The organism is Streptomyces sp. NPDC031466 (assembly GCF_055581265.1).
On the sequence record NZ_JBVIJT010000003.1, the window covers coordinates 127,109 to 151,139 of the forward strand.

The window sequence follows — 24,031 nt, forward strand, 5'->3', positions numbered from 1 at the left end:
CCGCCGCGCCGCGCACCACTCGGACCCCAGGGGCAGAAGACATCATCATGCGAAACGTTGACGAGCCGAACACGAGCGGTCGGTCCACGGACGGAAGCGGACCCCGGGGGGCGGCAGCCGACCCCACCACGCTGCCCGACATCTTCGAGAACCGGGCGGCGCTGACCCCCCGGGCCATCGCCGTCAGCGCGGCCACCACCACCTGGACGTACGCCGAACTCGACGCGCGCGCCAACCGCATCGCCCGGTGGCTCATCGCCAACGACCTGGGCCCCGACGACCGGATCGCCGTCGCCCTGCCGCGCGGCCCCGAGCACATCGCCGCTCTCCTCGGCGTCATGAAGGCAGGCGCCGCCTACCTCCCACTGGACCCTGGGCAGCCCACCGAACGCCTCACCCACCTGCTGCGCGGCAGCGCCCCCCGGGCGGTCCTGCTCCACGCCGAGCTCGCCCGCCGCCTTCCGCCCGGCGATGCCCGGCTGCTCCCGCTCGACGACCCCGCCACCGGCACGGCCATCGCCGCCTGCCCCGCCACGGCACCCCGCGACGGCGACCGCACCCGGCCGCTGTTCCCCCGCGACCTGGCCTACGTCATCCACACCTCGGGCTCCACCGGCACCCCGAAGCCGGTCGGTGTCCCGCACACGGGCTTCGCCGCCCTCGTCGCCACGGCGGCCGCGCACCAGAGCACCGACACCGGATCCCGCGTGCTCCAACTGGCGCCACCCACCTTCGACGTGGCCATCTGGGACCTGCTCACCACCTTCGCCGGCGGCGGCACCCTCGTCCTGCCCACACAGCACCGCCTGCTCGGCGAGGAACTCGCCGCCGTCCTGGCCGACGAACGGATCACCCACGTCACCCTGCCGGTCCCGGTGCTCGCCACCCTCCCCGCCGACACCGAGTCCACGCTGCCGCACCTGCGCCGCGTGCACATCGGCGGCGAGAGCTGCCCGCCCGACCTCGTGCGCCGGTGGTCCGCCGACCACGAACTGGTCAACGGCTACGGCACCACCGAATGCTCGGTCGCCACCACCTTGACCGAACCTCTCACGACCCCCGACCACGACGGCGCACGACCCCCGATCGGAACACCGGTGGCCGAGGTCCGCGTGTTCGTCCTGGACGACACCCTGGCCCCTGTCCCGGAAGGCACCGCAGGGGAGCTGTACGTGACCGGCCCCGGCCTGGCACGCGGGTACGTGAAGCGGCCGGGCCTGACAGCGGAACGCTTCGTCGCCTGCCCGTTCGACGAACCGGGCGCCCGGATGTACCGCACCGGAGACGTCGTCCGCCGCATCGCCGACGGCCAGTTGGAATACCTGGGCCGGGCCGACGACCAGGTGAAGATCCGCGGGTTCCGGGTGGAGCCGGGCGAGGTGGAGGAGGCGCTGCGGCGCCACCCCGCCGTGGCCCAGGCCGTCGTACTGCCGCTCACCCACACGACGGGCGACGCGCGTCTCGTCGCGTACGCGGTCCCGGCCCCCGACGCCGAAGTGACCCCCGCGTCCCTGCGCGCCGACCTGCGGCACATCCTGCCCGACCACCTCGTGCCGTCCGCCGCCGTCCTGCTGGACGCGCTGCCGCTGACGACGAACGGCAAGATCGACCGCGCCGCGCTCCCCGCCCCCGTGTACGAGGGCTCCGGTCCGTCACGGGCCCCCCGCACGGAGACCGAAGCCGTGCTGTGCGGCCTGTTCGCGGACATCCTCGGAGTCCCCTCGGTCGGGGTGGACGACGACTTCTTCGACCTCGGCGGCCACTCGCTGCTGGCCACGCGCCTGGCGAGCCGCGTCCGCAAGGCGCTCGACGTGGAACTGCCGCTGCGGGTGCTGTTCGAGGCCCCGACCGTCGCGCGCCTCGTCGGCCGCCTGACGGAGGGATGGGTGCGCCCGGCGCTGGAGGCACGGCCGCGCCCGGGGCTGCTGCCGCTGTCGTTCGCCCAGCAGCGGCTGTGGTTCCTGCACAAACTCGAAGGCCTCTCGGCGACCTACAACATGCCGCTCGCACTCCACCTCACCGGCGACGTCGACCGTGACACGCTGGAAGCCGCCGTCAACGACCTGGTCGCACGGCACGAGCCCCTGCGCACCGTCTTCTCCGAACACGCCGACCGCCCCTTCCAGCGCGTCCTGCCCGCGCCCGAGGCACACCTGACGCTGCACACCGCCACCGTCGATCCGGACCGCCTCGACGCGGAGATCCGCGCGGCGGCCCGGCACCCCTTCGACCTCGCGTCCGCCATCCCGGCCAAGGCATGGCTCTTCAGGACCGAGGGCGACCCCACGGCCGCCGTACTGCTCCTCGTACTGCACCACATCGCGGGGGACGGCTGGTCGGCTGGCCCGCTGGCCCGGGACCTGGTGGCGGCGTACGCGGCCCGGTCGGACGGCGCGGCCCCGGCGTGGGCGCCGCTGCCGGTGCAGTACGCGGACTACACCGTGTGGCAGCACGAGGTGCTGGGGGACATGGACGACCCCGACAGCGAAATGGCCCGGCAATTCGCCTACTGGAAGACCCAGTTGGCGGGCGCGCCGGACGAGGTGACGGTGCCGGGCGACCGGCCGCGCCCCGCTACGGCCTCGTACGAGGGCGGTCTGCTGCCCCTGGAACTCGGCGCCGACCTGCACGCCGGACTGCGCGGTCTGGCCCGGTCGGCGGACGCGACACCGTTCATGGTGTTGCAGGCCGCGCTGGCGGCACTGCTCACACGGCTGGGCGCGGGCCAGGAAGCGGTGGTGGGCTCACCGGTCGCGGGACGGACGGACGAGGGCCTGGACGATCTGGTCGGCCTGTTCGTGAATACGTTGGTCCTGCGGACGGACGTGTCGGGCGACCCGTCGTTCTCGGAGTTGTTGGGCCGGGTGCGTGAGGGGTGTCTGGAGGCGTTCGCGCATCAGGATGTGCCGTTCGAGCTGGTGGTGGAGCGGCTGAACCCGGTGCGGTCGGGGGGCCGGCATCCGTTGTTCCAGGTGGCGTTGGTGCTCCAGAACAACGAGGAGGGCAGGTTCGAGCTGCCCGGCCTCGGGGTGCGGACGGAGCAGGTCGGGACGGGTACGGCCAAGTTCGACGTGACGGTCAGCCTGTCCGAGACCTTCGACGAGGAGGGCCGTCCGGCGGGCCTGTCGGGGTTCATCGAGTACGCGACGGACCTGTACGACGTGGACACGGCCAGGGCGTTCGGAGCCCGGCTGGCGCGGTTGCTGGGCGCGGCGGTGGCCAGGCCCGGCTCGCGGGTGGGCGAGCTTGATGTGCTGGGGGAGGGTGAGCGGGAGCGGTTGCTGGGGTGGTCGGTGGCTGGTGCCGTGCCGGTGCCGGTGACGTTGCCGGACCTCTTTGCCGGCCGGGTGCGGGAGTGCCCGGGGGCCGTTGCCGTGATCAGCGGTGAAGAGGCTTGGTCCTATGCGGAGTTGGCTGGGCGGGTGAACCGCTTGGGGCGGTGGTTGATCGGCCGGGGGGTGGGTCCCGGGGATGTGGTGGCGGTCGCGGTTCCGGCGGGTGTGGAGCAGCTGGTCTCGGTACTCGCCGTCGTCTCGGCGGGGGCTGCGTATGTGCCGGTGGATGTGGAGTATCCGGGGGCGCGGATCGGTTTCCTGTTGGAGGATGCGCGGCCGGGGTTGGTGCTGACGACGCGGGCGGCTGCGGGCGATCTGCCCGAGGGCGTGCCGGGTGTCGTGCTGATGGACGAAGTCGATACCGGGGCTTTGTCGGGTGCGGAGATCACTGACGTCGAGCGCAGGACACCGTTGCTGCTTTCGCACCCCGCGTACGTCATCTACACCTCGGGTTCGACCGGTCGCCCGAAGGGCGTGGAGGTCACGCACGCCGGTATCGCGGGGTTCGCGGCCGGTCTGGTGGAGCGGATGGGTATCGGTGCCGGCGGCCGTGTGCTGCGTACGGCGTCGCTGAGTTTCGACGCGTCGGTGCTGGAGCTGGTCCTGGCCTGGGGTTCCGGGGCCGCGCTGGTGATACCGGAGGGTTCCGGTCTGGCGGGCGAGGAGCTGGAAGAAGCCCTCGCTGGAGGCGGGGTGACACATGCGTTCCTGCCGCCCTCGGTGGTGGCGACACTGCCCGAAGGCGCTTGGGAACGCCTCCACGACCTGGTGGGCCTGGCCGTGGGCGCGGAAGCGTGCCCGCCGGAACTGGTGTCCCGGTGGGCCCCCGGTCGTAGGCTGGTCAATGCCTATGGTCCGACGGAGATCACGGTGGCGGCAGCGGTCAGTGATCCGTTGACGGCGGGCGAGGGCGCGCCCATCGGGCGGCCGGTGCCGGGTGCGGCCCTGTTCGTACTGGACGAGCGCCTGGCGCTTGCTCCGGCCGGTGTGCCGGGGGAGCTGTACGTCTCTGGGCCCGGACTGGCGCGCGGATACGCCGGCCGCCCGGCACTGACCGCCGAACGCTTCGTGGCCAGCCCCTTCGGCACCCCCGGCGCGCGCATGTACCGCACAGGTGACCTCGCCCGCTGGAACACCGCCGGTCAGCTCGAATACCTGGGCCGTGCCGACGACCAGGTGAAGATCCGCGGCTTCCGCATCGAACCCGGGGAGATCCAAGCCGCGTTGGAAGCAGAACCGGGCGTCGCCCAGGCTCTGGTCGTCGCCCGTCCCCATCACGATGACACCCGCCTCGTCGCCTATGTCGTGCCCTCATCGGCAGGCGCGGAAGGGTCGACCGGCGAACAGGTCGAGGAGTGGCGGGAAATCTACGACTCGGTGTATGACGAGGCCGAGTCCGATGCGCTGGGGGAGGGCTTCGAGGGGTGGAACAGCTCCTACACGGGTGAGCCGATCCCGCTGGCAGAGATGCGGGAATGGCGCCGCGCGGTCGTGGAACGCATCCGGGGATTCGCGCCTCGCCGGGTGTTGGAGATCGGTGTCGGTTCCGGGCTGTTGATGGGGCATGTGGCGCCGGGGGTGGAGTCGTACTGGGCGACGGACTTCTCCTCGTCGGTCGTGGAGCGGTTGCGTGGGCAGGCGGCGGGCCTTGGCTGGGATCACGTGGAGGTGCGCTGTCAGGCGGCCGATGATGTGTCGGGGCTGCCCGTTGGTGGGTTCGACACGGTGGTCATCAACTCCGTGGTGCAGTACTTCCCGGGCTGGGAGTACTTGGAGCGGGTGCTGGACCAGGCGTTCGGGCTGCTGGCCGAGGGTGGGCGGCTGATCGTCGGCGATGTGCGCCACCGGGGTCTGCTGCGGGCCTTGCAGACGGCCGTGCAGGTCCGGCAGCCCGGTATCGAGGACACCGATCGGCTGCGCGCGGCGGTGGAGCAGGCCGTGGTGACGGAGAAGGAATTGCTGCTCGACCCCGGCTTCTTCGCCGTCTGGGCGGCCGCACGCCCGGAAGCGGTGGGCGTGGACGTGCGGTGGAAGCGGGGCACTGCCCACAACGAGCTGACCCGGCACCGCTACGACGTGGTCCTGTACAAAGCCCCTGCTCAGTGTCTTTCGCTGGCCGGTGTGCGGGCCCTCGCCTGGGGGCGGGACGTCGAGTCGCTGGACGCGCTGGGTGATGTGGCGCTGCCGGTACGCGTGTCCGGGGTGCCGAACGCTCGCCTGACCGGGGAGGTCGGGGCCGCCCGGGCGGCGGCCGAGGGGCAGTCGATCGAGCGTGTACGGGAGTTGCTGGAGGCGGAGAGCGGTCTTGACCCGGAGACGGTGTGCGCCTGGGCGGAGTCCCGGGGCTGGGACGCGGTGGTGAGCGTCGGGTCCGGTGGCGCGGACACCATGGATGTGGTCTTCGTCCCCACGGGCACGGGCACGGGCACGGGTGCGGTGTCGGATACGTTCGTCCCGGTGGGGGCGCGTTCGCTCGCGGGATTGGCGAGTGATCCGGTGCGTACGCGGGTGGCGGGTGAGCTGGTGTCCGGCCTGCGTCGCAGCCTGGGGGAGCGGTTGCCCTCGCATCTGGTGCCGGCGGCGTTCGTCGTGCTGGAGGCGCTGCCGTTGACGGTCAGCGGCAAGGTGGACCGTAAGGCCCTGCCTGCCCCGGAGTACACGTTCACCGCCTCGCGGGCCGCGCGGACCCCGCAGGAAGAGATCGTGTGCGGCCTGTTCGCCGAGGTACTGGGCCTGCCGGCGGTCGGTGTCGAGGACAGTTTCTTCGAGCTGGGCGGGCACTCCCTCCTGGCGACCCGTCTGGTGAACCGGATCCGGGCCGTCCTCGGCGTCGACCTGGCCCTGCGCACGCTGTTCGACCAGCCCACGGTCGCCGGTGTCGTACGCCACCTGTCGGCGACGGGATCACGCCCGAGGCTGGAACCTCGCGAGCGGCCGCAGCGGCTTCCCCTGTCCTTCGCGCAACGCCGGCTGTGGTTCCTGTACAAGTTCGAGGGCGCGTCGGCGACGTACAACATCCCGCTCGTCCTGCGACTCACCGGCCGAGTCGACGCAGCCGCTCTCGAAGCGGCGCTGAACGACGTGATCGCCCGGCACGAACCGCTGCGGACGGTCTTCCCCGATGTCGACGGGGAGCCCCACCAGCACATCCTCACCCCCGCCGAAACCCGCCTCACCCTCACCGTTGAGGACGCGCGGTCGCCGGAGCGGCGGGAGCGGCTGGTGCACGACCTGGCCCGGCACGGATTCGAGCTGGACCGCGACATGCCGTTGCGCGCGACGTTGCTGACCGCCGGGGACGACGAGTCGATGCTGCTGCTGACCCTGCATCACATCGCGGCCGACGGCTGGTCGATGGCGCCTCTGGCCGAGGACCTGGTGACCGCCTACGCCGCCCGCCGCGAGGGCCGGCCGCCCCGGTGGACGGCGATGCCGGTGCAGTACGCCGATTACAGCCTCTGGCAACACGACCTGCTCGGCGAGGACACCGACCCCGACAGCCTGCTGCGCCGCCAGGCCGCCTACTGGACCGAGCACCTGCGCGACCTGCCGGACGTCGTGGCGCCGCCCACCGACCGGCCGCGGCCGGCCGAGGCGTCCCACCGGAGCGACATGCTGCCGTTCGAGATCGACGCCTCGACCCACGCGGCCCTGCGGGAGCTGGCGCGGGCCAACGGGGCGACCCTGTTCATGGTGCTCCACGCGGGCCTCGCCGGGCTGCTGTCGCGGCTCGGCGCCGGTACCGACATCGCGGTGGGCTCGCCCATCGCCGGACGCACCGACGAGGGACTGGACGACCTGGTCGGCTTCTTCGTCAACACCCTCGTCCTGCGCACCGACACCTCGGGACGCCCGACCTTCGCCCGTCTCCTCGCCCAGGTCAGGGAGACCAGCCTGGCCGCCTACACCCACCAGGACATCCCCTTCGAATACCTGGTGGAGAAGCTCAACCCGCAGCGCTCCACCGCCCACCACCCCCTCGTCCAGGTCATGCTCACCCTCCAGAACACCGCCGAGGTCGACTTCGACCTGCCCGGACTCCAGGCACGGCTGGAGAACCCGGGACAGGGCAGCTCGCAGTTCGACCTGCTGCTGAACATCGGCGAGACCTTCGACGAGAACGGCGACCCGGCGGGCGTCACCGGCTTCATCGAGTACGCCACCGACCTCTACGACCCGGCCACCGTCCAGGCGTTCGGGGCGCGGTACACCCGGCTCCTGGCCACCGCGGCGGACGCCGCGGACCTGCCCGTCGACAGCCTCGACCTGCTCACCCCGCAAGAGCGCCGGCAACTGCTCGACTGGTCCGGCGCGCGCGGCACGGCGCGGCCCGAACCGCTCACCCTGACCGGCCTTTTCGCGGAGGCGGTGCGGCGCGCCCCGCGCTCCCCCGCGCTCGCCCACGGCGGCGAGGAGCTGACGTACGCCGCACTGGACGCCTGGTCGAACCGGATCGCACGGCGGCTCGCCGGCCAGGGCCTCGGGCCGGGCCGGCGGGCGGCGCTGCTGATGCGGCGCGGCCCCGGCCTGCTCGCCGCCCTGCTCGGCGTGCTGAAGACCGGCGCGGCCTATGTGCCCGTGGACCCGGACTACCCGGCCGAGCGCCGGGCGTACATGCTCGCCGACGCGGAGCCGTCGGTGGTGCTCGACGACGCGTGGGTACGACAGGACTTCACGGACCACCCCGACACCGACCCGGGCATCGCCGTCGACCCGGCGTACACCGCGTACGTGATCTACACGTCCGGTTCGACCGGCCGCCCCAAGGGCGTCGAGGTGACGCACGCCGGGATCGCCGGGCTCGCGGCGGCCAAGCGGGCCGCGTTCGCACTGCGCCCCGGCGACAGGGTGCTGCAGTTCTCGCCGTCCAGCTTCGACGCCATGGTCTCCGAGATGGTGACCACCTTCAGCGCCGCGGCCACCCTGGTGATCCCCGAGGAGACCGGCCTCGCCGGACAGGAACTCGCCGAGCTGCTCCACCGCGAGCGGATCACCAACGCGACCCTCCCGCCGTCCGTCCTGGTCACCCTGGAGGACACCCATGGGCCGGACCGGCTCACCCACCTGACGACCCTGGCCGTCGCGGGCGAGGCGTGCCCCCCGGACGTGGCGGCGCGGTGGGCCCCCGGACGCCGGATGATCAACGCGTACGGACCCACCGAGTCGACCGTGGGCGCCGCGATGAGCTCGGTGCCGGCCGGCCCGGACACCGGTGTCGTCCCGATCGGCCGCCCCCTGCCGGGGCTGGCCGGACTGGTGCTGGACGAGCACCTCGACCTCGCCCCGGCGGGCATGTGGGGGGAGCTGTACATCGCCGGGGCGGGCCTGGCGCGCGGCTATGTCGGCCGGCCCGGCCTGACGGCCGAACGGTTCGTGGCCTGTCCCTTCGCCGGGCCCGGCGCGCGCATGTACCGCACGGGCGACCTCGCCCGCTGGAACACCGCCGGTCAGCTCGAATACCTGGGCCGTGCCGACGACCAGGTGAAGATCCGCGGCTTCCGCGTCGAACCCGGCGAGATCGAGGCCGTGCTGCGCGGCCGGCCGGACGTCGCCCAGGCGGTGGTGACCGCCCACGCACAGCAGGACGGCGTGAACAGGCTCGTCGCCTATCTGGTGCCGGAGGAGCGGGGCGGGCTGTCGGTGGCCGCGGTACGGGACGCGGTGCGCGACCGGCTGCCCGACCACATGGTGCCCTCGGCCTTCGTCGTCCTCGACGACGTGCCGCGCCTACCGAGCGGCAAGGTCGACCGGGCCGCGCTGCCCGCCCCCGACTTCACGGGCACCTCCGGGCGGGCGGCCCGCACACCGCAGGAACAGATCCTCGCCACCCTCTTCGCGGACGTCCTCGGCCTGCCGGTGGTGGGCGTCGAGGACAACTTCTTCGATCTGGGGGGTCATTCGCTGCTGGCGACCCGGTTGGTGAGCCGGGTGCGTGCGGTGTTGGGGGTGGAGTTGCCGTTGCGGGCGTTGTTCGACGCGCCGACGGTGGCGGGGCTGGCGGGGAGGTTGTCGCAGGCGGGGTCGCGTCCGGTGCTGGCGCGGCGGGAGCGGCCGCGGGTGTTGCCGTTGTCGTTCGCCCAGCGGCGGCTGTGGTTCCTGTACAAGTTCGAGGGCGCGTCGGCGACGTACAACATGCCGCTCGTCCTGAAGCTGACCGGGAAGCTGGACGTCGGAGCCCTGGAGTGGGCGCTCAACGACGTCGTCGCGCGCCACGAACCCCTGCGCACCGTCTTCCCCGACACCGACGGACAGCCCCACCAGCGCGTCCTGGACGCCGCCGACGTACTTCTGGAGCTGGCGCCCGAGCGACTCGCAGCCGATGAGCTGGACGCACGCGTGGCGGAGTGCGTCCGTCATCGCTTCGCACTCGACCGCGAGATCCCCGTCCGGCCGCGCCTGCTGAGCACCGGCCCCGACACCCACGTACTCGTGCTGACCATCCACCACATCGCCGGGGACGGCTGGTCGCTCGGCCCGCTCGCCGACGACCTCAAGAGCGCCTACACCGCCCGCCGCGCGGAAGAGCGGCCACGGTGGTCCGCGCTGCCGGTGCAGTACGCCGACTACAGCCTCTGGCAGCACGACCTGCTCGGCGACGACACCGACCCCGACACCCTCTTCGCCCGCCAGGCCGCCTACTGGACCGAGCACCTGGCCGGCCTGCCCGAGGTCGTGAGCCTGCCCACGGACCGGCCGCGGCCGCCCGTCGCCTCCAAGCGCGGCGCCCAGAGCGCCTTCACGCTCGACGCCCCGACGCACACCGCCCTGCGGGAGCTGGCCCGCTCGGCGGACGCCACGTTGTTCATGGTCCTGCACACCGGCCTCGCCGCCCTGCTCTCCCGCCTCGGCGCGGGCACGGACATCGCGGTGGGCTCACCCATCGCCGGACGCACCGACGAGAACCTGGACGACCTGGTCGGCTTCTTCGTCAACACCCTGATCCTGCGCACCGACACCTCCGGCGACCCCTCGTTCGCCGACCTCCTCGCCCAGGTCAGGGAGACCAGCCTGGCCGCCTACACCCACCAGGACATCCCCTTCGAGTACCTGGTGGAAAAGCTCAACCCGCAGCGCTCCACCGCCCACCACCCCCTCATCCAGGTCATGCTGGCCCTGCAGAACAACACGGACCTGCGCTTCGACCTGCCGGGCCTGCACACCCAGCTCCTCGAACCGGCCGCCGGCGGCTCGCAGTTCGACCTCACCCTCAACCTGGTCGAGGACTTCGACGCGGACGGCGGGCCCGCCGGACTCACCGGCACGATCGAATACGCCACCGACCTCTACGATCCCGCCACCATGGACGCCTTCGCGGCCCGCTGGACCCGCCTGCTGAGCACCGCCGCGAACGATCCGCACCGGCGCCTTCGCGCACTGGACATCCTCGACGCCGGCGAACGGCGCGCCCTCGCCACCTGGGGCACCTCGGCGCGCACCGAGCCGACGGCGACCCTGCCCGAACTGTTCACCAGGCAGGTGCACGCCACCCCGCACGCACCCGCGCTGATCGACGCCGACGGCACCACCTCCTACGCCGAACTCGACGCGCACGCCAACCAGATCGCCCACTGGCTCATCGCGCGGGGCGCGGGCCCCGAGACGCCGGTCGGCGTCGCCGTCGACCGCTCCCGCACCCAGATCGCCGTCATCCTCGGTGTCCTCAAGGCCGGGGCGGCCTACCTGCCGATCGACCCCGGACACCCCGCCGAGCGGATCGCGTACCTCGTCTCCGACGCCCGGCCCGCACTGGTGCTCGCCACCCGGCCCCTGGACGTCCGGGCACCGCTCCACCTCACCGACGACCCCGCCACTCTCGCCGCGTGGGACCGGCAGCCGAAGCGGGCACCCCGCGACGCCGACCGCACGGCACCCCTGAGCCCGCACAACACCGCGTACGTCATCTACACCTCGGGTTCCACCGGCACCCCGAAGGGCGTGACCGTCACCCACGCCGGTCTGGCGGGGCTGACCGCCACCGCCGAGCGCTTCGGCCTCACCGAGGGCAGCCGCACCCTCCAGTTCACCTCGTCCAACTTCGACGTGTCCGTCATGGAACTCCTGACCGGCTTCACCGTCGGCGCCGCCCTCGTGCAGACCGGCACCGAGCACCTGGTCGGCGAGCAGCTCGCCGCGGCGCTCGCCGCCCACCGGGCCACCCACCTCTTCATCCCGCCGTCCGTCCTGGCCACCCTCCCGGCCGGTGCCGAGTCCGCGCTGCCCGACCTCGGCTCCCTCGTCGTCGCGGGCGAGGCGTGCCCGCCCGCCCTGGCCGCACGCTGGTCCGCCGGACGCCTGATGATCAACGCCTACGGCCCGACCGAGGCCACGGTCTACGCCACCACCAGCCGGCCCCTCACCGGGACGCACGCCCCCATCGGCACACCGGTCGTCGGCGCCCGCGTGTTCGTCCTGGACGGCGGCCTGACCCCGGTACCGCCGGGCGTACCCGGTGAGCTGTATGTGGCGGGCCCCGGACTCGCCCGCGGCTACGTCGGCCGGCCCGGGCTGACGGCCGAGCGGTTCGTGGCCTGCCCGTTCCAGGAGCCGGGCGCCCGGATGTACCGCACCGGAGACGTCGTCCGCTGGAACGCCGACGGCCAGCTGGAGTACCTCGGCCGGGCCGACGACCAGGTGAAGATCCGCGGGTTCCGGGTGGAGCCGGGCGAGGTGGAGGAGGCGCTGCGGCGGCTGCCCACCGTCGCCCAGGCGGTCGTCACGCCGTTCGTCCACGCGGGAGAGACACGGCTCGCCGCGTACGCCGTCCCGACCCCCGGCGCCGAGGCGACTCCCGAGTCGCTGCGCTCCGCCCTCCAGGACGTCCTGCCGGGTTACCTCGTACCGTCCACGGTCATCCTGCTGGACGCGCTGCCGCTGACACCCAACGGCAAGCTCGACCGCGCCGCGCTGCCCACGCCGCGGTACGCCGGGCACACCGCCACGGCACCCCGCACCCCACAAGAGGAGATCCTGTGCGCCCTGTTCGCGGACCTCCTCGGGGTGCCCTCGGTCGGGGTGGACGACAGCTTCTTCGACCTCGGCGGCCACTCGCTGCTCGCGACCCGCCTGGTGAGCAGGGTCCGCCGCGTCATGGGCGTGGAACTGCCGCTGCGGGTGCTGTTCGAGGCCCCGACCGTCGCGCGCCTCGTCGCCCACCTGACCGAAGGAGAGGTGCGTCCGGAGCTGGAGGCACGGCCGCGCCCGGAGCTGCTGCCGCTGTCGTTCGCCCAGCAGCGGCTGTGGTTCCTGCACAAACTCGAAGGCCCCTCGGCGACCTACAACATGCCCTTCACCCTCCGTCTCACCGGCGACGTGGACCGCGAGGCGCTGGAGACCGCCGTCAACGACGTCGTGGCACGCCACGAATCGCTGCGCACGGTCTTCCCCGAGAGCAAGGGCCGGCCGTACCAGCGCGTGCTGCCGGTCGACGAGGCCCGGGTGCCGCTGACCGTCGAACCGGTCGCGGAGGCCGCGGTCACCGACCGCGTCGCCGAGACCATCCGGCACGGCTTCCGCCTCGACCGGGACGTGCCCCTCCGCGCCCACCTGCTCGACGTCACCGGCGGCGATGACGCGATCCTGGTGCTGGTACTGCACCACATCGCGGGGGACGGCTGGTCGGCTGGCCCGCTGGCCCGGGACCTGGTGGCGGCGTACGCGGCCCGGTCGGGCGGCGCGGCCCCGGCGTGGGCGCCGCTGCCGGTGCAGTACGCGGACTACACCGTGTGGCAGCACGAGGTGCTGGGGGACGTGGAAGACCCGACGAGTGTGGTGGGGTCCCAATTCGCGTACTGGCAACAGCTGTTGGCGGGCGCGCCGGACGAGGCGACGGTCCCGGTGGACCGGCCGCGCCCCGCTTCGGCCTCGTACGAGGGTGAGGTGCTCGGCTTCGAGATCGGCGCCGGCCTGCATGCCGGACTGCGGGACCTCGCGCGGTCGGCGGACGTCACCCTGTTCATGGTGCTGCACGCCGGCCTCGCGAGCCTCCTGTCACGGCTGGGCGCCGGAACGGACATCGTCGTCGGCTCACCGGTCGCGGGGCGGACGGACGAGGGCCTGGACGATCTGGTCGGCTTCTTCGTGAATACGTTGGTCCTGCGGACGGACGTGTCGGGCGACCCGTCGTTCTCGGAGTTGTTGGGCCGGGTGCGTGAGGGGTGTCTGGAGGCGTTCGCGCATCAGGATGTGCCGTTCGAGCTGGTGGTGGAGCGGCTGAACCCGGTGCGGTCGGGGGGCCGGCATCCGTTGTTCCAGGTGGCGTTGGTGCTCCAGAACAACGAGGAGGGCAGGTTCGAGCTGCCCGGGCTCGGGGTGCGGACGGAATCGGTGGGGACGGGTACGGCGAAGTTCGACGTGACGGTCAGCCTGTCCGAGACCTTCGATGAGGAGGGCCGTCCGGCGGGCCTGTCGGGGTTCATCGAGTACGCGACGGACCTGTACGACACGGGCACGGTGGAGGCATTCGGGGCCCGGCTGGAGCGACTGCTCAGCGAGGCACTGACCGGCCCGGAGACCCGAGTGGGCGAGCTTGATGTGCTGGGGGAGGGTGAGCGGGAGCGGTTGCTCGGGTGGTCGGCGGCGGGCGAAGTGTCCGTTCCGGTGACGTTGCCGGAGCTCTTTGCCGGCCGGGTGCGGGAGTGCCCGGGGGCGGTGGCTGTCGTCCGGGGCGAAGAGGTCTTGTCTTACCGCGAGTTGGCCGATCGGGTGAACCGGCTGGGGCGGTGGTTGATCGGCCGGGGGGTGGGTCCCGGGGATGTGGTGGCGGTCGCGGTTCCGGCGGGTGTGGAGCAGCTGGTCTCGGTACTCGCCGTCGTCTCGGCGGGGGCTGCGTATGTGCCGGTGGATGTGGAGTATCCGGGGGCGCGGATCGGTTTCCTGTTGGAGGATGCGCGGCCGGGGTTGGTGCTGACGACGCGGGCGGCTGCGGGCGAGCTGCCCGGAGACCGGGCGGATGTGGTGCTGCTCGATGACGTCGACACCACAGCTCTGTCGGGTGCGGAGATCACTGACGTCGAGCGCAGGACACCGTTGCTGCTTTCGCACCCCGCGTACGTCATCTACACCTCGGGCTCGACCGGTCGCCCGAAGGGTGTGGAGGTCACGCACGCCGGTATCGCGGGGTTCGCGGCCGGTCTGGTGGAGCGGATGGGTATCGGTGCCGGCGGCCGTGTGCTGCGTACGGCGTCGCTGAGTTTCGACGCGTCGGTGCTGGAGCTGGTGCTGGCGTGGGGTTCCGGTTCGGCGCTGGTCATTCCGGAGGGTTCTGGTCCGGCGGGCGAGGAGCTGGAAGAAGCCCTCGCTGGAGGCGGGGTGACACATGCTTTCCTGCCGCCCTCGGTGGTCGCGACACTGCCCGAGGGGGCGTGGGAACGCCTTGGTGGCCTCGTCGCTCTCGGGGTGGGGGCGGAGGCTTGCCCGCCCGAGCTGGTGTCCCGGTGGACGGATGGCGGGCGGCGCGTGGTCAATGCGTACGGGCCTACGGAGATCACCGTGGCGGCAGCGATCAGTGATCCGCTGACGGCGGGCGAGGGTGCGCCCATCGGGCGGCCAGTACCCGGTGCGGCCCTGTTTGTACTGGACGAGCGCTTGGCGCTTGCTCCAGCGGGTGTGCCGGGGGAGTTGTATGTCTCGGGGCCCGGACTGGCGCGCGGATACGCCGGCCGCCCGGCACTGACCGCCGAGCGTTTCGTCGCCAGCCCCTTCGGCGCCCCCGGCGCGCGCATGTACCGCACAGGTGACCTCGTACGCTGGAACGCCGATGGGCAACTGGAGTACTTGGGCCGTGCCGACGACCAGGTGAAAATCCGTGGCTTCCGTATCGAACCCGGCGAGATCCAGGCCGCGTTGGAGGCCGAACCGGGTGTCGCGCAGGCACTGGTGGTCGCCCGCGCACACCAGGACGACACCCGCCTCGTCGCCTACATCGTCCCCTCGGCAGCAGGGGAGGGCGGCACGACCGGTGAGCAGGTCGAGGAGTGGCGGGAGATCTATGACTCGGTCTATGGCGAGGCCGAGTTGGATGCGCTGGGGGAGGGCTTCGAGGGGTGGAACAGCTCCTACACGGGTGAGCCGATCCCGTTGGAGGACATGCGGGAGTGGCGCGATCAAGTGCTGGACCGTATCCGGGGATTCGCGCCTCGCCGGGTGTTGGAGATCGGTGTCGGTTCCGGGCTGTTGATGGGGCATGTGGCGCCGGGGGTGGAGTCGTACTGGGCGACGGACTTCTCCTCGTCGGTCGTGGAGCGGTTGCGCGGGCAGGTGGCGGGCCTTGGCTGGGATCACGTGGAGGTGCGCTGTCAGGCGGCCGATGATGTGACCGGTCTGCCCGTTGGTGGGTTCGACACGGTGGTCATCAACTCCGTGGTGCAGTACTTCCCGGGCTGGGAGTACTTGGAGCGGGTGCTGGATCAGGCATTTGGGCTGCTGGCCGAGGGTGGGCGGCTGATCGTCGGCGATGTGCGCCACCGGGGTCTGCTGCGGGCCTTGCAGACGGCCGTGCAGGTCCGGCAGCCCGGTATCGAGGACACCGATCGGCTGCGCGCGGCGGTGGAGCAGGCCGTGGTGACGGAGAAGGAATTGCTGCTCGACCCCGACTTCTTCGCCGTCTGGGCGGCCGCACGCCCGGAAACGGTGGGCGTGGACGTGCGGTGGAAGCGGGGCACTGCCCACAACGAGCTGACCCGGCACCGCTACGACGTAGTCCTGCACAAGGCACCCGCGCGGCCCCTATCGCTGGCCGGTGTGCCGGTCCTCGCCTGGGACCGGGACGTTCAGTCACTGGACGCCCTGGCGGACGTAGCCCTGCCCGTACGCGTGTCCGGGGTGCCGAACGCTCGCCTGACCGGGGAAGTCGCGGCCGCCCGGGCGACGGCCGACGGAGAGCCCATCGAGCGCGTCCGGGAACTGCTGGACGCGGAGAGCGGGATCGACCCGGAAGCGGTGTGCGCCTGGGCGGAGGCCCGGGGTGGGGGCGCCGTGGTGACCATGGGGCAGGGGCGGTCCGACACCTTCGACGTGGTCCTGCTGCCCCCGGGTGCGGGTGCGGGTGCGGGTGCGGTGTCGGACGCGGTCGTCCCGGTGGGGGCGCGTTCGCTCGCGGGGCTGGCGAGTGATCCGGTGCGTACGCGGGTGGCGGGTGAGCTGGTGTCCGGCCTGCGTCGCAGCCTGGGGGAGCGGTTGCCCTCGCATCTGGTGCCGGCGGCGTTCGTCGTGCTGGAGGCGCTGCCGTTGACGGTCAGCGGCAAGGTGGACCGTAAGGCCCTGCCTGCCCCGGAGTACACGTTCACCGCCTCGCGGGCCGCGCGGACCCCGCAGGAAGAGATCGTGTGCGGCCTGTTCGCCGAGGTACTGGGCCTGCCGGCGGTCGGTGTCGAGGACAGTTTCTTCGAACTGGGCGGGCACTCCCTCCTGGCGACCCGTCTGGTGAACCGGATCCGGGCCGTCCTCGGCGTCGACCTGCCCCTGCGCACCCTGTTCGACCAGCCCACGGTCGCCGGTGTCGTACGCCACCTGTCGGCGACGGGATCACGCCCGAGGCTGGAACCTCGCGAGCGGCCGCAGCGGCTTCCCCTGTCCTTCGCGCAACGCCGGCTGTGGTTCCTGTACAAGTTCGAGGGCGCGTCGGCGACGTACAACATCCCACTCGTCCTGCGGCTCGAAGGAGAGCTGGACGCAGCCGCTCTCGAAGCGGCCCTCAACGACGTGATCGCCCGGCACGAACCGCTGCGGACGGTCTTCCCCGATGTCGACGGGGAGCCCTACCAGCACATCCTCACCCCCGCCGAGACCCACCTCGCTCTCGCCGTCGAACCGGTGACAGAAGACGCGGTGGCTTCCCGAGTGGCGGCCTGCGTCCGGCACGGGTTCGAGCTGGACAGGGAAATCCCGCTGTTCGCATGCCTGTTGGCCACCGGGCCCAGGGAAGCCGTCCTGGTGCTCGTCATGCACCACATAGCCGCCGACGGCTGGTCGATGACGCCCCTCGCGGCCGATCTCGCCTCCGCGTACGCGGCCCGGCGCGGCGGCGCCGAACCGGAGTGGAGCGCGCTTCCGGTGCAGTACGCCGATTACAGCCTCTGGCAGCACGACCTGCTCGGCGAGGACACCGACCCCGACAGCCTGCTGCGCCGCCAGGCCGCCTACTGGACCGAGCACCTGCGCGACCTGCCGGACATCGTGTCCCTGCCCACGGACCGGCCGCGCACCGCGACCCCCTCCTACCGCAGCGACACCGTGAGTTTCACGCTCGACGCCTCGACGCATGCGGCGCTGCGGGAACTCGCCCGCTCGGCGGACGCGACGCTGTTCATGGTCCTGCACGCGGGCCTCGCGGCGCTGCTCTCGCGCCTGGGCGCGGGGCGGGACATCGCGGTGGGCTCACCCATCGCCGGACGCACCGACGAGGGACTGGACGACCTGGTCGGCTTCTTCGTCAACACCCTGGTCATACGTGCCGACTTGGCGGCGGATCCGACGTTCGGCGAGCTGCTGAACCAGATCCGCGAGACGAGTCTTGCCGCGTACGGCCATCAGGACATCCCCTTCGAATACCTGGTGGAGCGGCTCAACCCGCAGCGCTCGCCCGGCCACCACCCGCTCGCCCAGGTCATGCTGGCGCTGCAGAACAGCACCGACCTCGCCTTCGAACTCCCGGGGCTCCGAGCCCAGTTCGAGGACCCGGGCGTCTCCGGATCGCAGTTCGACCTCACCGTCAACCTGGGAGAGACGTTCGACCGGGACGGCAACCCCGACGGCATGTCCGGGCTGATCGAGTACGCGACGGACCTGTACGACGCGGGCACGGTGGAGGCGTTCGGTGACCGGCTGGTGCGGGTGCTGAGCGGAGCGGTCGCCGTACCCGGCACGCGGGTGGGTGAGCTTGATGTGCTGGGTGGGGATGAGCTGGAGCGGCTGCTGGGGTGGTCGGCGCCTGGTGCCACGCCAGTGCCGGTGACATTGCCGGACCTCTTCGCCGGTCGGGTGCGGGAGTGCCCGGGGGCGGTGGCTGTCGTTCGGGGCGAGACGGCGTTCTCGTACGCTGAGTTGGCCGTGCGGGTGAACCGGCTGGGGCGGTGGCTGATCGGCCGGGGGATGGGTCCCGGAGACGTGGTGGCCGTCGCGGTTCCGGCGGGGGTGGAGCAGCTGGTCTCGGTACTCGCCGTCGTCTCGGCGGGGGCTGCGTATGTGCCGGTGGATGTGGAGTATCCGGGGGCGCGGATCGGCTTTTTGCTGGAGGATGCGCGGCCGGGTCTGGTGCTGACGACGCGGGCGGCTGCGGGCGATCTGCCCGGAGACCGGGCGGATGTGGTGCTGCTCGATGACGTCGACACCACAGCTCTGTCGGGTGCGGAGATCACTGACGCCGAGCGCAGGACGCCGTTGCTGTTCTCGCACCCGGCGTACGTCATCTACACCTCCGGTTCGACCGGTCGCCCGAAGGGCGTGGAGGTCACGCACGCCGGTATCGCCGGCTTCGCGGCCGGGCTGGTGGAGCGGATGGGTATCGGTGCCGGCGGTCGCGTGCTGCGCACGGCGTCGTTGAGTTTCGACGCGTCGGTGTTGGAGCTGGTGCTGGCGTGGGGTTCCGGTTCGGCGCTGGTCATTCCGGAGGGTTCTGGCCTGGCGGGCGAGGAGCTGGAAGAAGCCCTCGCTGGAGGCGGGGTGACACATGCGTTCCTGCCGCCCTCGGTGGTCGCGACGCTGCCCGAGGGGGCGTGGGAACGCCTTGATGGCCTCGTCGCTCTCGGGGTGGGCGCGGAGGCCTGCCCGCCCGAGTTGGTGTCCCGGTGGGCCCCCGGTCGTAGGCTGGTCAATGCCTATGGTCCGACGGAGATCACGGTGGCGGCAGCGATCAGTGATCCGTTGACGGCGGGCGAGGGTGCGCCCATCGGGCGGCCGGTGCCGGGTGCGGCCCTGTTCGTACTGGACGAGCGTCTCGGGCTCGCTCCGGCCGGTGTGCCGGGGGAGTTGTATGTCTCTGGGCCCGGACTGGCGCGCGGATACGCCGGCCGCCCGGCACTGACCGCCGAACGCTTCGCGGCCAGCCCCTTCGGCATCCCCGGCGCGCGCATGTACCGCACTGGTGACCTCGCCCGCTGGAACACCGCCGGTCAGCTCGAATACCTGGGCCGTGCCGACGACCAGGTGAAGATCCGCGGCTTCCGCATCGAACCCGGGGAGATCCAAGCCGCGTTGGAGGCCGAACCGGGCGTCGCGCGGGCACTGGTGGTCGCCCGCGCACACCAGGACGACACCCGCCTCATCGCCTACATCGTCCCCGAGGACCGGCTCGGCCGCTCCCTCGGCGCTCTGCGCGAGTCGCTGAGTCGGCATCTGCCCCGGTACATGGTGCCGTCGGCCATCGTCGCGCTGGACGAGTTCCCGCTGACCGTGAGCGGGAAGATCGACCGAAGCGCGCTGCCCGCACCGGAGTACGGAGGGACGGGGGCGTCCCGTGCGCCGCGCACCCAGACCGAAGAGGTGCTGTGCGAACTGTTCGCGGGCGTCCTCGGCGTACCGGCGGTGGGCGTGGACGACGACTTCTTCGATCTGGGGGGTCATTCGCTGCTGGCGACCCGGTTGGTGAGCCGGGTGCGTGCGGTGTTGGGGGTGGAGTTGCCGTTGCGGGCGTTGTTCGACGCGCCGACGGTGGCGGGGCTGGCGGGGAGGTTGTCGCAGGCGGGGTCGCGTCCGGTGTTGGCGCGGCGGGAGCGGCCGCGGGTGTTGCCGTTGTCGTTCGCCCAGCGGCGGCTGTGGTTCCTGTACAAGTTCGAGGGCGCGTCGGCGACGTACAACATGCCGCTCGTCCTGAAGCTGACCGGGAAGCTGGACGTCGGAGCCCTGGAGTGCGCGCTCAACGACGTCGTCGCACGCCACGAACCCCTGCGCACCGTCTTCCCCGACACCGACGGACAGCCCCACCAGTCGGTGCTCGGGCCGGAGCGGGCGCGGATCGACGTCGAGGTGGCGGAGATCGGCGAGGAGCAGGTGCCCGAGCGGGTGGCCCGGATCGTGCGGCACGGGTTCGAACTGGACCGCGAGATCCCCGTCCGCGCCGGACTGCTGGTGACCGGGCCCGACACGTCCGTACTGGTCGTGGTCATCCACCACATCGCCGCCGACGGCTGGTCGATGGGGCCGCTGACGCGTGACCTGGTCGCCGCCTACACCGCGCGCCGGGACGGCGCACGACCCGAGTGGAGCCCGCTGCCCCTCCAGTACGCGGACTTCACCCTCTGGCAGCACGACCTGCTCGGCGACGACTCCGACCCGGACAGCCTCTTCGCGCGACAGGCCGCCTACTGGTCCCACCAGTTGGCGGGGCTGCCGGAGCAGGCCACGCTGCCGCCCGACCGGCCGCGCCCTGCGCTCCCCTCCTACCGCGGCGACGTCACACCCTTCCGGATCGGCGCCGGGAGCCACGCCGGGCTGCGCGCACTGGCCCGCTCCGCGGACTCGACGCTGTTCATGGTCCTCCAGGCGGGCCTCGCCGCACTCCTGTCACGGCTCGGCGCCGGGGACGACATCCCCGTCGGCTCGCCCATCGCCGGCCGCGGCGACGAGAACCTGGACGATCTGGTCGGGTTCTTCGTCAGCACGCTGGTGCTGCGCACGGACACCTCTGGGGACCCGACCTTCACCGAGCTGCTGGCCCGGGTGCGCGAGACATGCCTGGCCGCGTACACGCACCAGGACCTGCCGTTCGAGTACCTGGTGGAGAAGGCCAACCCGCAGCGCTCCACCGCCCACCACCCGCTGTTCCAGGTGGTGCTCGTCCTCCAGAACGACGACGGCGCGCGCTTCGACCTGCCCGGTCTCACGGTGGGCGCCGAGAAGGCGGGCGCGGGCTCGGCCAAGTTCGACGTCTTCGTCAGCGTCACCGAGACCTTCGACGAGGCGGGCGAGCCGGCCGGCCTCACCGGCCTCGTCGAATACGCCACCGACCTGTACGACGCGGCGACCATCGACGCGTTCACCGCCCGCTGGACGCGGCTGCTCGACTCGGCGATCGACGACCCCCGACTGCCGGTCAGGTCGCTGGAGATCCTCGCACCGCACGAGCGCGGGACGCTGCTCGAATGGTCCGGGGCCGACCGCGCCGACCTGCCCCCGGTGACCCTGCCGGACCTCTTCCGGGCGGCGGCCGGACGGGCACCCGACGCCGTGGCGACCATCTCCGGCCGCGACGAGGCGTCCTACCGCGAAATGTCGTACGCCGAACTGGACCGCCGCTCGAACCGCGTCGCCCACCACCTGCTGGGCCTCGGGGTCGGCCCCGGGCAGCGGGTGGCGCTGCGGATGCGGCGCGGCCCGGAGCTGGTCACCACCCTCCTCGGCGTGGTCAAGACCGGCGCCGCGTACGTCCCCGTCGACCCGGACTATCCGGCCGAGCGGATCGCGTACATGCTCGCCGACGCGGACCCCGCCGTCGTCCTCGACGACGACTGGACGGCCCGCGTCGACCAGGAGGCGCTGCCCGACACCGATCCGGGCGTGCCGGTCCACCCCGCGCACACCGCGTACGTCATCTACACCTCCGGGTCCACCGGCCGGCCCAAGGGCGTCGAGGTCACCCACGCCGGGTTCGCCAACCTGGCGCGGGCCCAACTGGACGCGTTCGCGCTCGCACCGGACAGCCGGGTCCTCCAGTTCGCCTCGCCCAGTTTCGACGTGTCGGTGTGGGAGCTGGTGATGGCCTTCGCCTCGGGCGCGGCCCTCGTCGCGGCCTCCGCCGACGCGCTGGCCGGCGACGCCCTCGGGGAGACGCTCGCCGGGCGGCGGGTGACTCATGTGACGCTTCCCCCCTCGGTGCTCGCGACCCTCGACGCGCGGGGGTCCGGCGTACCCTTCCCGGACCTGGCGGTTCTCCTGGTGGCGGGCGAGGCGTGCTCGCCCGACCTGACGGAACGCTGGGCCCCCGGCCGCCGCATGATCAACGCGTACGGGCCCACCGAGTCCACCGTCGGCGCGGCCATGAGCGCGCCGTTGACCGGCCGCGAGAGCGGCGTCGTCCCCATGGGACGGCCCCTGTTCGGACTGTCCGGCTACGTCCTGGACGCCGGTCTGCACCCCGTGCCGCACGGCGTCGTCGGTGAGCTGTACGTGGCCGGCGCGGGCCTGGCCCGCGGCTACCTGGGCCGGCCCGGGCTCACCGCCGAACGGTTCGTGGCCAACCCGCTGGGCGGCCCGGGGGAACGTATGTACCGCACCGGTGACGTCGTGCGGTGGAACGCCGAAGGGCAACTGGAATACCTCGGCCGCGCCGACGACCAGGTGAAGATCCGCGGTTTCCGTGTCGAACCCGGCGAGATCCAGGCCGAGTTGCTGCGGCTGCCCGGCCTCGTCCAGGCCTTCGTGGCCGTCCACCGGCACGGCGGCACGGATCCGCGTCTCGTGGCGTACGTGGTGCCGGAGGACCCCGACGGCTTCTCCGCGGCCGCCGTGCGCGAGGCACTGCGCGACCGGCTCCCCGGCTACATGGTCCCCTCGGCGGTGACGGCCCTGCCCGAACTGCCGCTGAGCCCCAACGGCAAGGTCGACCGCAAGGCGCTGCCCGCCCCCGACTACGGCGGCCGGGCCGGGCGCCCGCCGCGCACACCGCGGGAAGAGGTGCTGTGCACCCTCTACGCCGAAGTGCTCGGCCTACCCGGCGTGAGCGTCGACGACGGCTTCTTCGACCTCGGCGGCCACTCGCTGCTGGCGACCGGCCTCATCAGCCGGATCCAGGCCGTCCTCGGCGTCGAACTGCCGCTGCGCGCCCTCTTCGAGGCGCCGACCGTCGCCGAACTCGCCCGACGCCTCGACGAGGGGTCCGGCGAGGGCGCCGCCGGGTCGTCCTCCGCCTTCGAGGTTCTCCTGCCCCTGCGCACCAAGGGCCGTCAGGCCCCGCTGTTCTGCCTGCACTCGGGCGGCGGAATGTGCTGGAACTACGCCGGCCTGCTGCCGCACATCGACGCCGACATCCCCCTCTACGGCCTCCAGGCCCGCGGTCTGTCCGACCCCGGGAACCTGCCGGGATCCGTGGAGGAGGTGGCCGACGACTGCGTGGAGGCGATGATCCGGGTCCAGCCCGAGGGGCCCTACCGGCTGATGGGGCACTCCTTCGGCGGCATCGTCGCCCACGCCGTCGCCGCCCGGCTCGCCGAGCGGGGGCAACGGGTCGAGCTGATGGTCTGCCTCGACGCGAAACCCGCCGCACAGGAGGACATCCCCGAGCACGCGCACGAGGAGTACTACCGGGGCATCCTCGAACTGCTGGGGGTGAGCACCGTCGAAGTCCCCACCCAGGAGATGACGTTCGAGGAGTTCGCGGCGGTGGCCCGCACGACGAACACCGTGCTGGGAAGCATCGAGGAGAGCGAGTTCCTCACCATCATGCGGGTGATGGAGAACAACATCGACATCACCGGACGCTACCGGCACCAGCGGGTCGATACGGAGATGGTGCTGTTCGCCGCCACCCAGGAGACGGAGAGCGTGCTGGAACCGGACGTCTGGCACGAGTACGTCGACGGGCCGGTGGAATACCGGCGGATGGACTGCTCCCACGCCGGCATGCTCAAACCGGAGACGCTCCACCTCATCGGCGGGATCATCCAGGACCGTCTGCGCGGCGGGAGGGACGGTTCGTAGGCGAGGACGGCGGACAAGTGCCCGGCGGGACCGGACGAACCGGCCCCGCCGGGGGCAAGTGGCTCAAC

1 protein-coding gene is annotated in these 24,031 nt (G+C 72.2%); it reads left to right on the plus strand.

Annotated features, from left to right (window positions below):
- Nucleotides 1-47 precede the first annotated feature (47 nt).
- Entirely contained in the window at nt 48-23,963 is a 23,916-nt protein-coding gene (locus tag ACZ5GP_RS06690) for a non-ribosomal peptide synthase/polyketide synthase (RefSeq protein WP_468749752.1), read from the plus strand.
- Nucleotides 23,964-24,031 lie beyond the last annotated feature (68 nt).